Annotated in this window: 20 protein-coding genes; 8 read left to right on the top strand and 12 right to left on the bottom strand. The window is 72.3% G+C overall.

Features of this window, described 5'->3' with window-relative positions; genetic code table 11:
* Positions 1–87: 87 nt before the first annotated feature.
* The 3 genes from ACLQ26_RS15160 to ACLQ26_RS15150 form a co-directional block, all read right to left on the bottom strand.
* Positions 88–2,448 carry a sodium-translocating pyrophosphatase gene (locus ACLQ26_RS15160; protein WP_425744997.1) on the bottom strand — a complete coding sequence of 787 codons (2,361 nt, stop codon included), beginning with the start codon at positions 2,446–2,448 and terminating at the stop codon, positions 88–90.
* Between the two features lie 318 nt (positions 2,449–2,766).
* On the bottom strand, positions 2,767–3,201 hold the full coding sequence (locus ACLQ26_RS15155) for an ATP-binding protein (RefSeq protein ID WP_405428096.1): 435 nt from the start codon (positions 3,199–3,201) through the stop codon (positions 2,767–2,769).
* Positions 3,201–3,557 (bottom strand): STAS domain-containing protein, encoded by a 357-nt coding sequence (locus ACLQ26_RS15150; protein ID WP_363687846.1) that lies wholly within the window; start codon positions 3,555–3,557, stop codon positions 3,201–3,203. Before ACLQ26_RS15150 ends, ACLQ26_RS15155 begins: the two co-directional genes overlap by 1 nt.
* 188 nt (positions 3,558–3,745) lie before the next feature.
* On the opposite strand from ACLQ26_RS15150, the gene ACLQ26_RS15145 reads away from it, so the two are divergent.
* The 3 genes from ACLQ26_RS15145 to ACLQ26_RS15135 all read left to right on the top strand — a co-directional run bounded on the left by ACLQ26_RS15145 (position 3,746) and on the right by ACLQ26_RS15135 (position 7,120).
* Positions 3,746–6,118 (top strand): DEAD/DEAH box helicase, encoded by a 2,373-nt coding sequence (locus ACLQ26_RS15145; RefSeq protein WP_425745186.1) that lies wholly within the window; start codon positions 3,746–3,748, stop codon positions 6,116–6,118.
* 99 nt (positions 6,119–6,217) lie between these two features.
* Complete coding sequence (locus tag ACLQ26_RS15140) at positions 6,218–6,421, top strand: hypothetical protein (protein WP_363687848.1); 204 nt, start codon at positions 6,218–6,220, stop codon at positions 6,419–6,421.
* Positions 6,422–6,541: 120 nt separating this feature from the next.
* On the top strand, positions 6,542–7,120 hold the full coding sequence (locus ACLQ26_RS15135; RefSeq protein ID WP_425744996.1) for a hypothetical protein: 579 nt from the start codon (positions 6,542–6,544) through the stop codon (positions 7,118–7,120).
* A gap of 140 nt (positions 7,121–7,260) precedes the next feature.
* Here ACLQ26_RS15135 and ACLQ26_RS15130 read toward each other — a convergent pair whose 3' ends face one another.
* Complete coding sequence (locus ACLQ26_RS15130) at positions 7,261–7,602, bottom strand: Rv3654c family TadE-like protein (RefSeq protein ID WP_425744995.1); 342 nt, start codon at positions 7,600–7,602, stop codon at positions 7,261–7,263.
* 33 nt (positions 7,603–7,635) lie between these two features.
* Between ACLQ26_RS15130 and ACLQ26_RS15125 the strand changes: the two genes are divergently transcribed.
* On the top strand, positions 7,636–7,764 hold the full coding sequence (locus tag ACLQ26_RS15125; protein ID WP_425744994.1) for a hypothetical protein: 129 nt from the start codon (positions 7,636–7,638) through the stop codon (positions 7,762–7,764).
* 20 nt (positions 7,765–7,784) lie between these two features.
* Here ACLQ26_RS15125 and ACLQ26_RS15120 read toward each other — a convergent pair whose 3' ends face one another.
* The 6 genes from ACLQ26_RS15120 to ssd all read right to left on the bottom strand — a co-directional run bounded on the left by ACLQ26_RS15120 (position 7,785) and on the right by ssd (position 12,653).
* Positions 7,785–8,099: a TadE family type IV pilus minor pilin gene (locus ACLQ26_RS15120; RefSeq protein ID WP_425745185.1), complete on the bottom strand. Its 315-nt coding sequence runs from the start codon at positions 8,097–8,099 to the stop codon at positions 7,785–7,787.
* Between the two features lie 113 nt (positions 8,100–8,212).
* Positions 8,213–8,380 carry a DUF4244 domain-containing protein gene (locus ACLQ26_RS15115; protein WP_234584142.1) on the bottom strand — a complete coding sequence of 56 codons (168 nt, stop codon included), beginning with the start codon at positions 8,378–8,380 and terminating at the stop codon, positions 8,213–8,215.
* Positions 8,381–8,402: 22 nt separating this feature from the next.
* Positions 8,403–9,086 carry a type II secretion system F family protein gene (locus tag ACLQ26_RS15110; RefSeq protein WP_425744993.1) on the bottom strand — a complete coding sequence of 228 codons (684 nt, stop codon included), beginning with the start codon at positions 9,084–9,086 and terminating at the stop codon, positions 8,403–8,405.
* Complete coding sequence (locus ACLQ26_RS15105; protein WP_425744992.1) at positions 9,086–10,345, bottom strand: type II secretion system F family protein; 1,260 nt, start codon at positions 10,343–10,345, stop codon at positions 9,086–9,088. The genes ACLQ26_RS15110 and ACLQ26_RS15105 overlap by 1 nt, the downstream gene beginning before the upstream one ends.
* Positions 10,342–11,553 (bottom strand): TadA family conjugal transfer-associated ATPase, encoded by a 1,212-nt coding sequence (locus ACLQ26_RS15100; protein WP_425744991.1) that lies wholly within the window; start codon positions 11,551–11,553, stop codon positions 10,342–10,344. Before ACLQ26_RS15100 ends, ACLQ26_RS15105 begins: the two co-directional genes overlap by 4 nt.
* A complete protein-coding gene (gene ssd, locus ACLQ26_RS15095) occupies positions 11,550–12,653 on the bottom strand; it encodes a septum site-determining protein Ssd (protein ID WP_425744990.1) in 1,104 nt (367 codons plus the stop codon). The genes ACLQ26_RS15100 and ssd overlap by 4 nt, the downstream gene beginning before the upstream one ends.
* Positions 12,654–12,890: 237 nt before the next feature.
* Here ssd and ACLQ26_RS15090 point away from each other — a divergent pair, with 237 nt between their 5' ends.
* Together ACLQ26_RS15090 and ACLQ26_RS15085 are read left to right on the top strand one after the other, a co-directional pair.
* Positions 12,891–13,412, top strand: a complete 522-nt coding sequence (locus tag ACLQ26_RS15090; protein WP_425744989.1) for a SigE family RNA polymerase sigma factor — start codon at positions 12,891–12,893, stop codon at positions 13,410–13,412.
* 2 nt (positions 13,413–13,414) lie between these two features.
* Positions 13,415–14,728 (top strand): hypothetical protein, encoded by a 1,314-nt coding sequence (locus tag ACLQ26_RS15085; protein WP_425744988.1) that lies wholly within the window; start codon positions 13,415–13,417, stop codon positions 14,726–14,728.
* A 95-nt stretch (positions 14,729–14,823) separates the two neighbouring features.
* Here ACLQ26_RS15085 and ACLQ26_RS15080 read toward each other — a convergent pair whose 3' ends face one another.
* Both ACLQ26_RS15080 and ACLQ26_RS15075 read right to left on the bottom strand, forming a co-directional pair.
* A complete protein-coding gene (locus tag ACLQ26_RS15080) occupies positions 14,824–15,825 on the bottom strand; it encodes a CU044_5270 family protein (RefSeq protein WP_425744987.1) in 1,002 nt (333 codons plus the stop codon).
* Positions 15,825–16,376: an RNA polymerase sigma factor gene (locus ACLQ26_RS15075; protein ID WP_425744986.1), complete on the bottom strand. Its 552-nt coding sequence runs from the start codon at positions 16,374–16,376 to the stop codon at positions 15,825–15,827. Before ACLQ26_RS15075 ends, ACLQ26_RS15080 begins: the two co-directional genes overlap by 1 nt.
* A gap of 105 nt (positions 16,377–16,481) precedes the next feature.
* Between ACLQ26_RS15075 and ACLQ26_RS15070 the strand changes: the two genes are divergently transcribed.
* Together ACLQ26_RS15070 and ACLQ26_RS15065 are read left to right on the top strand one after the other, a co-directional pair.
* On the top strand, positions 16,482–17,093 hold the full coding sequence (locus ACLQ26_RS15070) for a DUF4240 domain-containing protein (protein ID WP_425744985.1): 612 nt from the start codon (positions 16,482–16,484) through the stop codon (positions 17,091–17,093).
* A 358-nt stretch (positions 17,094–17,451) separates the two neighbouring features.
* Positions 17,452–18,255, top strand: a complete 804-nt coding sequence (locus ACLQ26_RS15065) for an HAD family hydrolase (RefSeq protein ID WP_425744984.1) — start codon at positions 17,452–17,454, stop codon at positions 18,253–18,255.
* Positions 18,256–18,406 lie beyond the last annotated feature (151 nt).

Genomic DNA, 18,406 nt, shown 5'->3' with positions numbered 1-18,406 from the left:
GCCTTCGGCCAGGCGTGGCACCGGTCCGGATGGCCGGGGTCCCCGCCCGACGGGTACGTCGAACGGGGACCCCGGTGCCGGTGTCGCTCAGGCGTTTACCGTCTCCGGCCGCTGGTCGGCGCTGCCCGCACCGGTGTTGCCACCGGCGTCGGAGTCGTCCATCGCGATGCCCTTGCGCTTGCTGAAGACCACCGACGCCACGATGATCAGCGTCGCGACCAGCGCGATGCCCACCCGCAGCGCGACGTTGCGGTCGTCACCGACGCTGTACGCCACCACGGCGGGCGCGATCAGCAGCGAGACCAGGTTCATCACCTTGATCAGCGGGTTGATCGCCGGGCCGGCGGTGTCCTTGAACGGGTCACCGACGGTGTCGCCGATGACCGTCGCGGCGTGCGCCTCGGAACCCTTGCCGCCGTACGCGCCGTCCTCGACCAGCTTCTTGGCGTTGTCCCACGCGCCACCGGAGTTGGCCAGGAAGACCGCCATCAGGGTGCCGGCACCGATCGCACCGGCGAGGTACGCCGCCAGGGCGCCCGGCCCGAGGCCGAAGCCGACAGCGATCGGCGCCAGGATGGCGAGCAGGCCGGGGGTCATCAGCTCGCGCTGCGCGTCCCGGGTGCAGATGTCGACGACCTTGCCGTACTCCGGGCGCTGGGTGCGGTCCATGATGCCGGGCAGCTCACGGAACTGCCGGCGAACCTCCATCACCACGGCGCCGGCCGAGCGGGACACCGCGTTGATGGCCAGCCCGGAGAAGAGGAAGACGACAGCCGCACCGATGATCAGGCCGACCAGGTTGCGCGGGTTGGCCACGTTCAGCGCGTTGAGGATCTCCGCCTCGACGTTGCCCACCTTCGCGTCCCCGTACGCGGCCTTCAGCGTGTCCGTGTACGAGCCGAAAAGCGCCGTCGCCGCCAGCACCGCGGTGGCGATCGCGATGCCCTTGGTGATCGCCTTGGTGGTGTTGCCGACGGCGTCCAGTTCGGTGAGCGTGCGCGCGCCGTGCTCGTCGATGTCGCCGGACATCTCGGCCACGCCCTGGGCGTTGTCGGAGATCGGCCCGAAGGTGTCCATGGCGACGATGACGCCGACAGTGGTGAGCAGGCCGGTGCCGGCCAGCGCCACCGCGAACAGCGACAGCGTGATGGAGCTGCCGCCGAGCAGGAACGCCCCGAAGACGCCGGCGCCGATCAGCAGCGCCGAGTAGACAGCCGACTCCAGCCCGATGCTGATGCCGGCCAGGATCACCGTTGCCGCGCCGGTCTGCGAGCTCTTGCCGATGTCCTGCACGGGCCGGCGGTTGGTCTCGGTGAAGTACCCGGTCAGCGCCTGGATCGCCGCGGCCAGCACGATGCCGATCACCACCGCGCCGATGGCCACCAGTCGCGGGTTGCGGTCGACGTCGGTGAGGCCACCCTCCAGCTCGGCGAAGGTCGCCGGCAGGTACGCGTACGCGGCGATCGCCACCAGCACCGCGGAGATCACGGCCGAGATGTAGAAGGCCCTGTTGATCGCGGTCAGGCCGCTGCGGTCGGAGGCGCGCAGCCGCGTGATGAAGACGCCGACGATGGCCACCAGCACACCGATGGTGGAGATGATCAGCGGGAAGACCAGACCGTCCTCGCCGAAGGCGGCGCGGCCGAGGATCAGCGCGGCGACGAGCGTCACCGCGTACGACTCGAACAGGTCGGCGGCCATGCCGGCGCAGTCACCGACGTTGTCGCCCACGTTGTCGGCGATGGTGGCGGCGTTGCGCGGGTCGTCCTCGGGGATGCCCTGCTCGACCTTGCCGACCAGGTCGGCGCCGACGTCGGCGGCCTTGGTGAAGATGCCGCCGCCGACCCGCATGAACATCGCGAGCAGCGCGGCGCCGAAGCCGAAGCCCTCCAGCACCGTGGGCGCGTCACCCCGGTAGAGCAGGACGACGAGCGCGGCGCCGAAGAGGCCGAGGCCGACGGTGAGGAAGCCGACCACGCCGCCGGTCCGGAAGGCGATCTTCATGGCCGCCTCGCGGCCACCCTGTCGCTCCCGGGCCGCGGCGGCCACGCGCAGGTTCGCGCGGGTCGCCAGCCACATGCCGGCGCCGCCGATGGACGCGCTGAACACGGCGCCCACGACGAAGAAGAGCGAGCGGCCGAGCTTCACGGCCATCTCGCTGCCGTCGGTGTCGTGCACCGGCAGCAGGAAGAGCAGCACCACGGCGACGACTACGAAGATCGCCAACGTGCGGAACTGGCGGAGCAGGTAGGCCGAGGCGCCCTCCTGGACCGCCCCCGAGATCTCCTGCATGTTGGTGGTGCCCTTGCCGGCTGCCAGCACCGTCTTCGTCAGAGCGGCGGCGAAGACGAGCGCCACCAGCGCGAGGACCGCGGCGATGACGACGTACGTGACATTGCTTCCGGTAAGGGAAAGCCCGCCGCCATCGGCGGCCAAGGTCTCGGACATCTGTGTCCTCCTGTTACCGAACACTCGCGCCGACGGTGGAGACGCACCTGTCGACGCCTGGATGCGGACTCGCAAGCGCGCGCCAACCCACCCCAGCGGACCAGCGAAACCCACCCATACCCGCTGGCTGCGGGTTGGATCACTTGCTGACAACCCGGGTACTGTAGCCCTCCACAGTGTTCGAGGTCACATCGAGGTGGCACCGTGTCGCGATGATCTTCGTCGCTGTGTTATGAAACGAAATCTGATATAGGGCCCGATCCATGACGAGAAGGCCGCACCCCCGAGCGGGGATGCGGCCTGACTTGCCGAAACGGGTCAGCGGCCGACCGGCCACACCATCCGCACCTCGGTGCCGACGCCCTCGTCGACCGGGCGCACCTGCAGATCCTCGACGAAGCCCGCGAGCAGGGCGAACCCGACGCCAGTGGTAAGCGCCTCGTCGGTAAGCGACTCGTTGGCCAACTCGTCCGGCGGCAACGCCGCCAGCCCGATGCCTGCCTCGATCGGCGCGCGGTCCACCACCCGCACCGCGTACGTGCCGCCGTCGGACATCTCCACCAGCACCGGATCGGCCAGGCCGTACTGGCGGTGCAGGGCGACCGCCCGGGTGCACGCCTCACCGATGGCCAGGCGCACCTCGTCCAGCAGGTCCTCGCGGACACCGGCACGCCTGGCGACGGCGACGCCGACCAGTCGGGCCGTACGCACGTGCACCGGCGCCGGGGAGAAGGAGAGCCGGACCGTCGCCATCACGCGTTGGCGCCGGTCGGGCCCGCGCCTACCGCCGCCTCGACCGTGGGGTGCAGCGGGAACACCTGGTCCAGCGCCGTGATCCGGAAGATCTTGAGCAGCGGCTCCTTGTCACAGACCAGGGAGAACGAGCCGCCGGCCGTCCGCAGCCGCTTGTGCGCGCCGACCAGCACGCCCAGCCCCGTGGAGTCGAGGAAGTCCACCCGCCCGAGGTCCACGACCACGTGTCGCGCGCCACCGTCGATCAGCTCGAGGAGTCGTTCACGGAGCCGGGGCGCGGTGTAGACGTCCACCTCACCGCCGACCTCGAGCACCGTGTGCTCGCCCACGGTGCGCGTCGCCAGCGACAGCTCCATCGGTCCTCCTCGCCAGAGCCGTAAACTCTCCTGGGCATCTAACCACTACCGCCGGGACACCCTGCGGTCACCGGCGGAGGCTTCCCCTTACCCCCGGCCCCGGCTTTTCATCTCCGAACACCAGTGCGAGAGTGCAGGACGTGACCTCCAACGACTTCATCTCGGCGCGCGCTACGCCGCGCCGTGAGCTGGAGTCGTCCGTCGCGCCCACCGTATCCGCAGGTCACGACGCTGGCCCAGCGCCTGTCGACCTGCTGCGCCGGCTGCGCGCCCGGGGCGCCGGCGATCCGGTCACCCACGTCGAGCGGGTGCCGGCCCGCGTCGGGGTGCCCGCACCCTGGCCTGCGTGGGCGCCACCGGAGCTGCGCGCGGCGTTCGCCCGTCGCGGCGTGGTCGCGCCCTGGCAGCACCAGGCCGAGGCGGCCACCCTGGCGTACGAGGGCGGCAACGTGATCGTCGCCACCGGCACCGCGTCCGGCAAGTCGCTGGCGTACCAACTCCCGGCGCTGGCCACCCTGCTCGCCGACCCCCGGGCCACAGTGCTCTACCTGGCACCGACCAAGGCTCTCGCCGCCGACCAGCTGCGGGCCGTCGCCGACCTGGCCCTGGAGGGGGTACGCCCCGCCTGCTACGACGGCGACACGCCGCGCGCCGAGCGGGAGTGGATCCGCCGGCACTCCCGCTTCGTGCTGACCAACCCGGACATGCTGCACCACGGCATCCTGCCCGGCCACGCCCAGTGGTCCGGTTTCCTGCGCCGGCTGGCGTACGTGGTGATCGACGAGTGTCACACCTACCGGGGTGTGTTCGGGTCGCACGTGGCGCACGTGCTGCGGCGACTGCGCCGGCAGTGCGCCCGCTTCGGCGCCACCCCGGTGTTCGTGCTCGCCTCGGCGACCTCCGGCGACCCGGCGACCGCGGCCGGACGACTGACCGGCCTGCCGGTGACCGCCGTCACCGAGGACGCGTCGCCGCGCGGCGGGGTGACCTTCGCGCTCTGGGAGCCGCCGCTGCTGCCACCCGACTCTTCCACCTCTCCTCCGGTACCCCCGCAGGCGACAGGTGAGCACGACGAGCTTCGCCAGGTCCGCCGGTCGGCGCTGCGGGAGACCGCGGACCTGCTCGCCGACACGGTCGCCGAGGGGGTACGCACGCTCGCGTTCGTCAGGTCCCGCAAGGGCGCCGAGGTGGTGGCCGCCAATGCGCGCCGGGCGCTGGACGACGCCGTGCCGGGGCTCGGTGACCGGGTCGCCGCCTACCGGGGTGGCTATCTGCGCGAGGAGCGGCGCGAGCTGGAACGGGCGCTGCTGCACGGTGACCTGCTCGGCCTGGCCTCCACAAACGCGTTGGAGCTGGGCGTCGACCTGGTCGGTCTGGACGCGGTGCTGATCTGCGGCTATCCGGGCACCCGGGCGTCGCTGTGGCAGCAGGCGGGCCGCGCCGGACGATCCGGGCAGGAGGCCCTCGCGGTGCTGGTGGCCCGGGACGATCCGCTGGACACCTACCTGGTCCACCACCCGGAGGCGATCTTCGGTGCGCCGGTCGAGGCGACGGTGCTCGACCCGGCCAACCCGTACGTGCTGGCGCCGCAGTTGGCCTGCGCGGCCGTCGAGGCGCCACTCACCCCGGCCGACCTGGCGCTCTTCGGCGACGGGGCGAAGGAGGCCATCGACCAGTTGGTCGAGGCGGGGGCGCTGCGGCAGCGGCCCACCGGCTGGTACTGGCGGCACCGCGAGCGCCCCGAGGTTGACCTGCGCGGCGAGGGCGGCGCCCCGGTCGTCGTGGTGGAGTCCGCCACCGGTCGCCTCCTCGGCACTGTCGACGGCGGCTCGTCGCACTTCCTGTTGCATCCCGGCGCGGTCTACCTGCACCAGGGCGTCTCGTACGTGGTCGACGACCTGGACCTGGCCGACGGGTGCGCGCTTGTGCATGTCGAGGAGCCGGACTGGTCCACCCACGCCCGGGATGTCACGGACCTGTCCGTGGTGTCGGTGCGCTCCTACGTGGACGCCGGGCCGGTCGGCATGTTCCTCGGCGAGGTGGACGTGACAAGCCAGGTCGTGTCGTACCAGCGGCGCCGGATCGCCACCGGCGAGGTGATCGACACCCGGCCGCTCGACCTGCCCACCCGGGAGCTGCGCACGGTGGCGGTCTGGTTCACGCTGTCACCGCGGTCACTTACCTCAGCCGGGGTCCAGCAGGCCGACGTGCCGGGTGCGCTGCACGCCGCCGAACACGCCGCGATCGGCCTGCTTCCACTGATGGCGACGTGCGACAGGTGGGACATCGGCGGGCTCTCCACCGCCCTGCACCCGGACACCGAGGCGCCCACGGTCTTCGTCTACGACGGACACCCGGGCGGGGCCGGCTTCGCCGAGCGGGCGTACGGAACGGCGTCGGCGTGGCTGCGCGCCACCCGGGACGCGATAGCGGAGTGCGGCTGCGAGACCGGCTGCCCGTCCTGCGTGCAGTCGCCGAAGTGCGGCAACGGCAACAACCCGCTCTCCAAGCCGGACGCGATCCGGGTGCTCGACGTGGTGCTGGGAAATCTGCCCGCCTGAGCCACCTTGCATGAATCCGCACGGCTCTGGGCACAATGACATGGGAGCGCTTCCATCGATGCCTGTTTTGTAGTTCGCCCCCGCGCCCGAGGAGAAGCTGTGGCCGACACGATCGCCGAGACCGTCGACCTGCTCTACACCATCGACCAGGACCAACTCACCCTCGACCAGCAGATCGCACTCGGGGCCGCGCTGGCCGCCCTGGCTCAGGCGGAACGCCTGGAGCAGATCAACGAGCGGCTGCGCAGCATCCACCAGGTGCTCAACACCTGGGCGTTACGCGTGACCGTGGACGGCCGCTGACCGTCGTCGGGGCCGGTCCGGCGGGGCGGGGCCGGTCGGGGTGGGAGCGCCGGGGCACGGGCGGGCAGCGGTTGCCCGGCTGTGCGAGACTCCGGCGCACCATCCCCCTGAGGAGAACAGATGCAGCTCGACAACTTGCAGACCCTGCAGCAGTTCCACATCCGCCAGCGGCTGCGGATGATGGTCAACCAGTACGAGGTCCGGGCGGTCGCGCCGGATGGCACGGAGGGTGAGCTGCTGGCGTTCGCCCAGCAGAAGCGGCTCGCCTTCAAGGAGCAGGTGACGATCTACACCGACGACTCGAAGCAGCAGCCCCTGCTCGGCTTCAAGGCCCGCCAGCGCATCGACCTCGGCGCCACGTACGACGTCACCGACGCGGCCGGTAACGCGATCGGCCTGTTCCGCAAGGACTTCGCCCAGTCTCTGCTGCGCTCCACCTGGCACGTCGAGCAGACCGGCCTGCCGCAGGTGACGGGCCAGGAGCGCAGCCTGCCGGTGGCGCTGCTGCGCCGCTTCGTCGACTCGCTGTCCTGGCTGCCGTACCACTTCGACTTCACCGCCGGCGGCCAGCCAGTCTTCTCCGTGGTGAAGAAGTGGGGCCTGCGCGACAAGTACGTCGTCGAGGTGCAGAACCCGCAGATCGACCGCCGCCTCGTCATCGCGATGGCCGTCGCCCTCGACGCGCTCCAGGCCCGCTGACGCACCCGGCTCACACCTTTTCGGCCGCTGGCCGGGACAGGGCGCGCTGCCCTGTCCCGGCCAGCGGGCTGCGGTCGGAACAGCCCAGCGGTATTCGGCCGGGCTTCTACGCAGCGCACGCCGAGCCGGCGGCCATCGCCTCAGCCGCGTACCGGGCCGGCGCGGGCCGTGGACGCGGCGACCCGGGTCAGGCCCGGAAGCGGTGTGAACGCCACCTCGACGGTCACCAGTACGTCCAGCCCGTCGAGGTGACAGTCCACCAGTCGGCCGGCGTTGCGTTGGGCGATGTCCGCTGCGGACGCGCACGCCACCGCGTCACCGTCGAGCGCACGGGCAGCCCCGGCCAGCGCACCGAGATCGGCGGCCACCGCCGCCCGCTGAGCCGCCATCCCGGCTGCGGTGACGGCGGCGCCAAACGTCCCGACCAGCACGAAGACCAGGCCGAACGCGAGTAGAAGCAGGGTCGCGCCACCTCGCTCCACGTCCCGACAACCGTCGCCAAGTCTCTCGGCGCCGTGTCCATCGGCGCCGTGTCCATCGGCAGCGTCTCCATCGGCAGCGTCTCCATCGGCGGCGTCTCCATCGGCGCCGTGTCCATCGGCGGCGTCTCCATCGGGGTTCGGACTCTCATTGCTGTCACGTGACCGAACGGCAGGACGCCGCATCACCAACTCCCCTCGCTGACGCCCGGTTCCAGGGCTGCGACGGCGGTGGCGACGACCGTGATCCGCGGTAGCCGGGCGCCCAGCGCGCGGACGGGCGCGCGGACCGTCGCCTGCACCCGGTCGCCGTCGACAGACACCGACACCTCCGCCTCGGGCGGCGCGGCGCGCACCCCGCCCGCACTGTTGTCGCCCCGGGCCGCGGCCAACGCCGTTTCCCGGGCCGTGTGCAGGCAACTCGCCTGAGTGCTGACGGCGTTGACCGCGGTCAGGCCGGCGAGCAGGAGCAGGAGTAGCGCCGGCAGGCCGGCCGCCAACTCGGCGGTGAAGGAGCCCCGGTCGCCGCCGCCGAGGTGGACCTGCCACCCTCCGTCGCAGGCCCGCCCGGGGGTACCCGTTTTCCGACCATGGCCGACCTGCCGGCGCCCGATCACTTGAGCGCCCGGTCGATGACCGCGGTCAGCGCCGACTGGACGTTGCCGGAGGTCAGCACCTTCAACAGGATCCCGGCGAAGGCCACTGCGGCGAGCGTGCCGACGGCGTACTCGGCGGTGTTCATCCCGTCGTCGCCGCGGAGTCGGGCGATGAGTTTGCGCATGCGTCTTCCCTTTCTCGATGGGTCAGAGCACGTCGCCGAGGACGGCGACGATCACCGGCACCAGGCCGGCGAGAATGAACGCGGGCAGGAAGCACAGCCCCAGCGGCAGCACGATGAGGACGCCGGCCCGGCGGGCGGACGCCTCGGCGGCAGTGGCCCGGTCGGCCCGCAGGTCGTCGGCGAGACGGGTCAGCGCACCGGCCAGCGCAGCGCCGCTGTTGGCCGAGCGGAATGCCGCTGCGGCCATCCGCTCCGCTCCCGGCACCCCGTCCAACGCCGACCATGCCTCGGCCGGGCCACCGCCGAGAAGCAGGGTGCGGCCGACCCGGGCCAGTCGGCTGGCGAGCGGGCCGTCCAGCGCCTCGGCCACGGCCAGCACCGAGCGGTCCACCGGCGCACCCGCCCGCATCGCCGCCGCCAGCAGGTCAGCGGCGAGTGGCAGATCGGCGGCCTCCCGGAGTCGCCGACCGCGGACCGCCGGAGGCTCGATCCGCCGCAGCAGCACGTCCAACAGGACAGCGGTCGGAACCGCACCGAGCAGCCCGAACCAGCCCCCGACGACCACCGCCACGGCGAGCCCGGCCATCCCTGCCGCGAGCCGGATCGCGTCCGGTCGCCGCCGCCTCTCCACACCGCCAAGACCCGAACCGTCCCGGTCCGGCGAGCCGCGCCGACCGCCCGCGCCGCCTGGGCGCACCGGGGACATCAGGCGGCCCGCCCCGACGCCGCGCCCAACCGCTCGGCCCAGAGCAGGCCGACGACCTGTAGGGCGACGGCGAGGACTGCGCAGACCCCACCGACAGTGCTGTGCAGGAGCACCGCCAAGGGATCGACCCCGATCCCGTAGCCGAGCCCGATCCCGCCGACCGGCAGGGCCGCCAGCAACCAGGCCGTGGCGCGGGCGCCCGCCGCCTGGGCCGCTGCGGCGGCCAGGCCCCGGTCGGTCGCGCGGGCGTCCGCCTCGATGCGCTCGATCAGCTCGGCCAGCGGTGCGCCGGTCCGGTCCGCCAACCGCACGGCGGCCGAGGTCAGCTCGCGAAGTCGGTCCGCTCCGCCCACCCCCTCGACGGTGGCGACCTCCAGGGTCGGCGGGACGGGCAGGCCCGCCCGGAGGTCGGCCGCCAGACCGCAGAGCAGGTCCAGGCCGCGCCGCCGAACCATCTCGGTGTGCCGGTTCGCCCTCCAGCGGAGTAGGGCACGCATGGCCAGCGTGCCGTAGCCGGCCAACGCGACCGCGGCCACCGGCCCGGCGAACACCCCGCCGACACCTGCCCCCACCAGGCCAACCAGCAGCAGCACTCGCCTCGGCGACCGACGCACGCGTACCGGATGCGCCGCGTACGACCCGCCGGCCGTCTGGCCCGCCGGGTCAACGAGGCGGTGGTCCGCCGCGCCGACGCGACAATCGTCGGCCGGGCCAACGAGGCGGCGCTCGGCCAGGCCGAGGCGGCCGTCGTCCGCCGGGTCAACGAGGCGGTGGTGCGCCTGGTCGACGCTGGCGTGGCCCGGGTGATCGACGGTCTCCAGGGTCTCGGTCTCCGGCCGGGCAGTGGCGGCCGGGCGGCGAGGATCCCGACGGATCGGCGGACGGGCCGGGCCGGCCGGCCGCGTGGATCCCCCCGGGCCGCCTGTCGCCCTCGGGCGGCTCGGGCTGCCGTCGAGGTCCCGAGTGGACCAGGCGACAGCCGTCCGCCCGCCGCTGGACGCCGACGCTCCCGGCGTGCGCGAGAGGCCACCCGGGCGGCCCGAGGCCGACAGGTCGCCGAACTCGTCGGTCGGCCCGCCCGGTCCGCGAGCGAGGCCCCTGATCCATTCCACCAGGGCGTCGTCCGGGTCAGCGCCGATGACACCGCGGCCCGGTGCCAGTACCCGGCGGCGGCGGGCCCGAACGGTCCGCGCGGGCCAGGCCAGCAGGGCTGCGGCGGCCAGCAGCAGCCCCACCACCAGCACCGTTCCGCCGGTCATGACGGACCCGCCGATCCGGGCCACGGCTCGCTCAGGATCGGTGGCACCGCCACGCCACGATCTCGCAGCAGCGTGCCGAAGGTACGCGCGGCCAGCCCCAAACCGCGTCCACGTATCCAGGCAGGCACCACAGTGGCCAACCGCTCCGGCCCTTCGGGAAGTAGCAGGCAGATCGACTCGAGGACTCGACCCCGGTCCCCTCGGCGTACCTGGAGCAGCACCTGGAGCGCGGCGACCACCTGGGCGTGCAGCGCGGCGCGGGGCAGCCCGCCCAGCATGCCGAGCGCCTCCAGCCGGGCCGGCACGTCGGACGGGGTGTTGGCGTGCAGCGTCCCGGCGCCACCGTCGTGGCCGGTGTTCAGCGCGGCCAGCAGGTCGACCACCTCCGCGCCCCGGCACTCACCGACCACCAGCCGGTCCGGGCGCATTCGCAACGCCTGCCGGACCAGGTCGCCGAGGCTGACGACGCCCGTCCCCTCGACGTTTGCGGTACGCGCCTGGAGCCCGACCACGTGCGGGTGCCCCGGCTGCAACTCGGCCGCGTCCTCCACCAGGACGATCCGCTCGGTGGCGGGCACCAACCCGAGCAGTGTGTTGAGCAGGGTGGTCTTGCCCGAGCCCGTGCCGCCCGTGACCAGGTACGCCAGCCGGGCCGCGACGACGGCGGCGAGCAGGGGCGCCACCGGTCGGGGCACCGTTCCCTGGCGCACCAGTTCGTCGAGGGTGAACGGGCGGTGCCGGAACGTCCGTAGGGACAGGTAGGGGCCCTCGGTCGCCACCGGCGGCAGCACTGCGTGCAGTCGGGTGCCGTCGGGGAGCCGGGCGTCGGCGTACGGGGAGCCGTCGTCGAGCCGCCGACCGGCGCTGGCGATCAGTCGCTGCGCCAACCGGCGGACGTCCTCGACTGAGCCCACCGGGACCGCGACCTGGTGCAGGCCCGCGCCCCGGTCGACCCAGACGCGGACACCGTTGACCAGGATGTCGGTCACCTCCGGATCGGCCAGCAGTGGGGCCAGTGGCCCGGCGCCGACGAGGTCGTCGTGCACGCGGTCGGCGATCCGGAGTACTGCGGTGTCGCCCAACACCGCGGCGGTGGGCTCGGCGCGTACGGCGGACACGATCGCCGCCGGGGTGACCGGGTCGGTGGCGGCGGCGATCCGCTGCCGCACCCGGGCCGCGAAGGTGCCCTCCTCCGGCCGGCCGTTCATGCCGCGCCCGTGGCGGGGACGCCGGTGAGGTCCGCGACGATCCGCCGGCAGAGAGTGGCGAGCGGGCCCTTTCCGGCCGCGGCCGGCGCTTCGCCGCGTTCGAGGCCCCGACAGAGGCCGGGCTCGGGACGCAGCGTGCCCGCGAGAGGAAGCCCGAGTGCCCGTGCCACCTCGGTGGCGCGAAGACGGCCCGGGGCGGGCCCGCGCACCACCACCGAGAGCGCGGCACAGTGTGGGGCGGCCGCAGCCACCACCCGGGCGGCGGCAGCGGTGGCGCGCAGCTCCGCCGGTACGACGACGAACGCCTGGTCGGCCGCCTGCAACGCGACCACGGCGGCGTCGTCCAACTGTCGGGGCAGGTCGATGACCACGAAGTCCCGGCCACGGTGGGCGGCGTCGACGGTCGCTGCCATCGCGGCGGCGGGCAGCGCCAGCATCTCGCCGCGATCCCAGGAGAGCACCACCAGGTCACCCCGGCTGGGCAGCGCGTCGACCAGCGCGGGCGCGTCCACCCGCCCGTCCGCGTCGGTGAGCGACGGCCAGCGTAGCCCTTCCAGCTGCTCCCACCCGAGCACGAGGTCGAGGCCACCACCGAGCGGGTCGGCGTCGATGAGCAGGGTGCGCAGTCGGGCCCGCGCCGCGGTCACGGCGAGCCCGCCCGCGAGCACGCTCGCGCCGGCACCGCCCCGGCCGCCGAACAACGCGACGACCCGGGCACCCGGGCCGGCCGGCTGCTCGGGGCCCTGCTCGGCAAGGCGGTCCAGCAGCCAGGGCTCGGCGGCGGGCAGTGCGGCGACGTGCTCGGCACCGATCAGCTCGGCGATCTGCCAACCGGGATCGAGGTGACCGGTCCGGCCGACCAGCACCAGTCGGGGCCGCTTCGGCAGTCGGGCACGTAGGCACGCCTGCGCCTGGTCGGCACCGAGCAGCACCAGCGGAGCGGGACCCCAGCGGGTGCGGGCCGCCGCCGGGTCGGCGGCGAGCTCCACCTCGGTGCCGCCGGCGGCGGCGAGCCGCAGCAGGTCGTCGAGCAGGTCGCCATCGGCCGTGACGACCAGCGGGAGCCGTCGGATCGGCGGGACGGAGGTACGGGGTGCCATCGCGGCCTCCAGCGGTCGGGATCGGATGCACCGCCGACCCTGCTCGCGAGCGGCCCCGCACACCGCCCCGAGGACGCCGCCTGTGGACAACTTCGCGTGCTGTGGACAACGCCCGGCGAAAGAGTTGATCTGCTAGGCGCGCGAGGTGCAGTCATCGTCGTGCCGGAACTGAAGCGCACACCGGTAAACCAGCGGACACGTCGCGGTGTCTTGCTTAGTGACGAGACCGGAGGTCAGATGCGAGATTCGCGGGGCGCGGAGTTCGACGAGTTCGTCCGTACCCGGTCGGGCGCGCTGTTGCGTGTCGCCTACCTGCTCACGGGCGATCGGCACGCCGCCGAGGATCTGCTGCAGGAGGTTCTTGAGCAGGTGTACGTGCGGTGGCGTCGCGTGCAGACCAGTCCGGAGGCTTACGCACGGCGTGCACTGGTCAACCAATCGATCAACCGGTGGCGGCGACGAAGACGGCGACCCGAGCAGGCCCTTGACGACCACGACGTCGTCACACGGGACCACGCGGACGATGTCGCGCTCCGCCGGGCGGTCGTCGCGGCACTGCGGGACCTGCCGGCCCGGCAACGCGCGGCCGTCGTGCTCCGTTACCTGGAAGATCTCCCCACCGCCGACGTCGCCGCCACTCTGGGCTGTTCCGAGGGAACGGTGAAGAGCCACGCCTCGCGCGGCTTGGCGCGCCTGCGGACGGCGCTTGCCGCGCCACGTCTCGTCATGTCCCCCATCGACAGGGAGAGTTCGCGGTGAACATGAGTGACGACGACGTGCGGGAGGTCCTGCACCGGGCGACAAGCCACCTCAGTGGTCGACCCGACCTGTTGGAAGATGTGCGCCGTGGTGGCCGTCGGCGAGTGCGGCGCTTCCGGGTCACGCTTACGGCCGTCTGCGCGGCAATGGTGGTGGTCCCCCTGGGCGGTGTGCTCACGGTTCCGGTCGGACGCGACACCGCAGGGGTGGCCTCGCCGATGTTCGACGCACCCACAAAGGGTGACCTGGCTGGTGACGACGCGTACCTGCGTCAGGTCCGTACGGCCTGGCAACGGCAACTGGAACGCTCGGGCGAGACGCAGGTGCCGAGTGACCCACACGTCGTCTGGGCGGGACGAACGCCGGCCGGCCCAGCAGCCTACGTCGCCGCCGCCAGCACTACCGATCCGAACGAAGGCGCGGAGGGCGAGCGCATCGGATGGGTGGCATTCGTCGAGCCCACCGCCGACGGTCCACAGGTCAGGACGATCGAATCCCTCACCGACGACCCGCGGCAGCGTAATGCGCAGGCCGCGTTTCTCGGGGCGGAGCGCGACGTACTCCTCATCCTTGACACCGGACAGCCGATGGAGTTCTCCCCCGAACTGCGGTACACGTCGGATGGCAAGGTCAGCCGCACCTACCAGCCTGTGACATTCGAGGACGGCGCGGCGATCCTGCGAATACCCCCGCAGAGGACGAAAGTCACAGTCGCCCTCTCCGTCACGCCCCTGAGTGACGTGAACATGGTGCACATCCTCGGTGCCGCGGACGTCCTCTTCTCCGACGACGGCGCTCGCCGGGACGTACAGCGGATCAAGCGCACGCTGCCGGGTGCCGAACAGGTGTGGGGCGGCGACCCCAGTGATAACCGATACGACCAGTCCGGTTACGAGATCGACGCCGGGGCCGAAGCTCTCGCCGCATGGATCGACGTTGCCGGCTTTCACGCCCAGGGGGACGGCCCTGAGCTGTTCGTCTACGGGGCGACAGCCGACGGCCGACGGTTACTTGTGCGGACCATCCAGTACGACAGCGATCCCGCTCGCGTCATTGCGCTGCTCGCACGCGGTAATGCTCACCTACAAGCCGTGGCCAGCGCGTTTGTCGACGGGGAGGCGCCGTTGCCGATCCGGCTGCGCCTGCCGGACGACCAGGGCATCCTCGTTGCCGCCGAGGGCTCGGCGCTGAGTTATCGGAGCGGCGCCGGCCAGTGGCAGGACGCCGGCCGGAACGCGGCGCTGCTGCCGTCCACGGCCACCGAGGTACGGGTAACCGCCACCGGCGGCGCCGTCAGCACTGTGTTTCTCCAGTAGGACGGATGCCGGCGTCGAGCTCGGTCCGTCCGCGTCCGGTGTGATGAGGACACACATCGGGGCCGCTCCCGAGGGAGCGGCCCCGATGCCGGCGGTCAGCCGATCCGGTCGGTCCAGGCCGTGTCCAGGATCAGCTGGTACGCGCTGATCCGCACCGGCGTCAACGTCAACAACTCGTGGGCGAGCAGCTCACCCGTCTTCGGGCCGAAGATCAGCAGAGACTGCTGGTCGTGCTCGCGCTCGTCGACGGTGACCGCGACACCTGCCCGGCCGGCCCGGTCGATGACATGTCCCCGCCAGCGGAAACCGGGCACGTCGGCGAGGACCCGCAGGATCTCCGCTCGGGTCGCCCGCGGTACGGCGTACCTCGCGTAGAGCGTGCTGACCTCCTTGCTCGCCGCCCCCGCGCCGTACTCGACCTTCAGCCGTTCGCGCAGCTGCGACGGGTCGGCCGGCGGCGGCGTGAGCTGCATGGGGGGCAGCGGGATCGGGGCGGCGGTGTCGGCCACCTCGGGAGCCGCGAGCTTGCGCTGCCAGTAGTCGCGGGACTTCTGATCGGGGTACTGCGGTTCCAGCTGCGTGTTGCTCTGGCTGCCGGTCCCGTCGGCCGCCATCCAGACCTTCGACTCACCGGCGAATGCCACGTGGTAACGGTCGTCGGGGGAGCTCATCACCGGATCACCCCACACCTTCGTGTGGTGGTACATGTAGCGCCCGGTGCGGTGGTCGTACTCCGTATCTTTGATCTTGCTGGCGAGCGTGCGTAGCTGCGGGCCGGCCGCCGGTGGGTCGGCGTCGAACTGGTACGCGACAGGCACCAGCAGCGTCCCCACGGCACCACCGGGTCCGCCCGGATCGTCCGACGTTCGCTTGTCGAACGGTCGGAGGACGGCCACGGCACCGGCCGCGACCGCGACCGTCCCGGCCGTGAGGACCAGCCGGCGTGTCGGGTGTACGCGACGGTGTCCCGTCGCGGGGTCGGTTGCGCCGGCACGCTCGATCAGATCCCGCGCCGGAACCGGCGGCGGCGCGACGACGATGTTCCGGGCCGGGTCGGCGGGGCCGAGAAGGGTACGGGTGCGTTCCGCTCCGTCCATCACAGATCCTCTCGGGTAGCGGCCAGCATCGGGCGTGGGGAGCGGGTTGGCCGTTCCGCCATCGCTTCGGTAAGACGACGGCGGGCGCGATGCAGGCGCACCGCCGCGGTCGCACGGGTGCAGCCGACGACCTGGGCCGCCTCGGCCACCGTCAACTCCTCCCAACCGACGAGCCGCAGAATCTCCTGATCCAGGTCGTTGAGGGTGGCCAGCGCGGCCCGCACGTCGGCAACCCCCAACGTCCGGTCGGCGCCGGACGGGTCGGCCACCCGCGTCAGGTCGACGTGGGCGATCGGCAGGAGGTCCGGGGCGGCGCGTCGGGACCGCCACTGGTTGGCCAGCAGGCGACGAGCCACCCCGTACAGCCAGGGCAGGCTGCGGTCCGGCACCTCGCCGCGACGACGCCACGCGACGACGAAGACCTCCTGCGCGAGTTCCGCCGACGCGTCGGAGTCAGCTAATCGGCGCAGGCCGTACCTCACGATGTGCGCGTACTCGGCGGCGTAGAGGCTGGTGAACCAGCCCTCGTCGCGCTTCCCCGGTGGACCCACCCGAACCCCCATTGCCTCGGCGACTCTCACCCTGGCTTGTGTCACGGGAGGCCCGACGATTACCGCGCGCCCAACCTGTCACAGCCATCGGGGACACTCCCGGCCATGGACGTCGAGGAGTTCTGGAGTGTCGTGGAGCGGGCGCGAGCTGCGGCAGGCGTGGCGGCCGACCAGCCGCAACGCGACGGTCAGCCCAGTGCGGTCGCCGAGGCCCTGGTGGCGGAGCTGATGCGACTCCCGCTGTCACACATCGTGGCATTCGACCAGGTGCGCGACGAGGTGGTGGACCACGCCGACACCTGGGATGTCTGCGCGGCGTGCTGGATCATCGAGTACGGCTTTCTCTCCGACGACGGATTCTCCGATTTCCAGGCAGGGCTGGTCGGTCTCGGCAGAGTGGCGTTCGAGTCGGCCGCGCGTGACCCCGACTCGCTCGCCGACCATCCCGCGGTACGGCAGATCAGCGCAGCGGAAGGCCGCGACCTGTGGATCGGCGACGAAGCTCTCCAGTTCGCCGCACAGACGGCGTACGAGCGGCTGACGGGCGACGATGAGGCATTCTGGGACGCCGCCGAGTCGGCGCAGTCCGCGGCTGGGCCACAGCCCGGGCCGGAGCCTGCCGACGAGCGCTGGGACCTGACCGACGAGGGCGAGTGGAGCAGGCGGCTGCCCCGGCTCTTCGAGCTGTTCCGCGTCCGCCGACTGGCAGTGCAGTAGGAAGAGCGAGCCGCGCGGGAGCGCTCCCTGAGAAAGGGACGACCCCCGTCGGGGGGAGACGGGGGTCGTCGACGGTTCGGCTCCGGGGGGGTCGAGCCGAACCACTCAGCGGTCACGGGGGGTGCAACCGCCGAGGGTCTGTCTGTTTCGGGATGTGAAAGCGCGTCGTGCGAACAAGTCTGCCTGAGCCGGCCCGTCACGTCGAGTGTTGTTCACTCCACTCAGCGCGAAAATCTCCTCGCGGAGTGTGAGCGCGGTCACGCCGAGCGAAGTTGGAGGCACCCGTCCGCAGGTCCGAGGGGTGGCCTGGACCCCGGGCACCCGCCGACGATAGACCATCCGGCTAGACTTTCGCGCCGTGGGCCGAAGTGCCGCTTTCTTCGATCTGGACAAGACCGTCATCGCCAAGTCGAGCGCCCTGGCGTTCGGTCGGCCGTTCTACCGGGACGGGCTGATCACCCGGCGTGACGTGGTCAAGTCGGCGTACGCGCAGCTGATGTTCCGGCTGGGCGGCACCGACGAGCAGACCATGGCCCGAACACGGGACTACCTGGCCGCGCTCTGCAAGGGCTGGCAGGTGGAACAGGTCCGCCAGATCGTCGCGGAGACGCTCCACGAGCTGATCAACCCTTACGTGTACGCCGAGGCTGCCATCCTGATCGCGGAGCACCAGGCGGCCGGGCGGGACGTGGTGCTGGTCTCCGCGTCCGGCGAGGAGATGGTCCGGCCGATCGGCGAGCTGCTCGGGGTGACCGACGTGATCGCCACCCGGATGGCGGTGCGGGACGGCCGCTACAGCGGCGAGGTCGAGTTCTACGCGGCCGGTCCGAGCAAGGTCGAGGCGGTTGGCGAGTTGGCCGCCGTGCGCGGCTACGACCTGGCCGACTCGTACGCCTACTCCGACTCGTACAGCGATCGTCCCCTGCTGGAGTGCGTGGGTCACCCGAGCGTGGTCAACCCGGACCGGCAGCTGCGCAAGCTGGCCTCGGAGAACGCCTGGCCGGTGCTGGAGTTCCGGCATCCGATCCCGCTGGGTCGCCGGCTGCGGGAGCGGCCGGCCGTTCCGGTGGCCGCAGCGGCCCTGGGGGTCGGCGTGGGGGTGGCCATCGGCATCGCCTGGTACGGGCGGCACCGCCGCACCCGCGCCGCCGCCACCGCCTGACCTTCGCCGATCGTCGGCGGTCCACCCGGTCGCCAACGCCTGCGCTCACGCAGCGACCCGCGCTCACGCGGCAGGTCGCGCTCACGCGGCGGATCGAGCTCACCCGACGGGCCGCGCTCACGCAGCGGATCGAAGTCGCGCTCACGCGACG

It is taken from the genome of Micromonospora sp. DT43 (genome assembly GCF_049841645.1).
Lineage (GTDB): Bacteria > Actinomycetota > Actinomycetes > Mycobacteriales > Micromonosporaceae > Micromonospora.
Note: the sequence above shows the minus strand (reverse complement) of the source record. Positions and strands in the feature narration are given on the sequence as shown.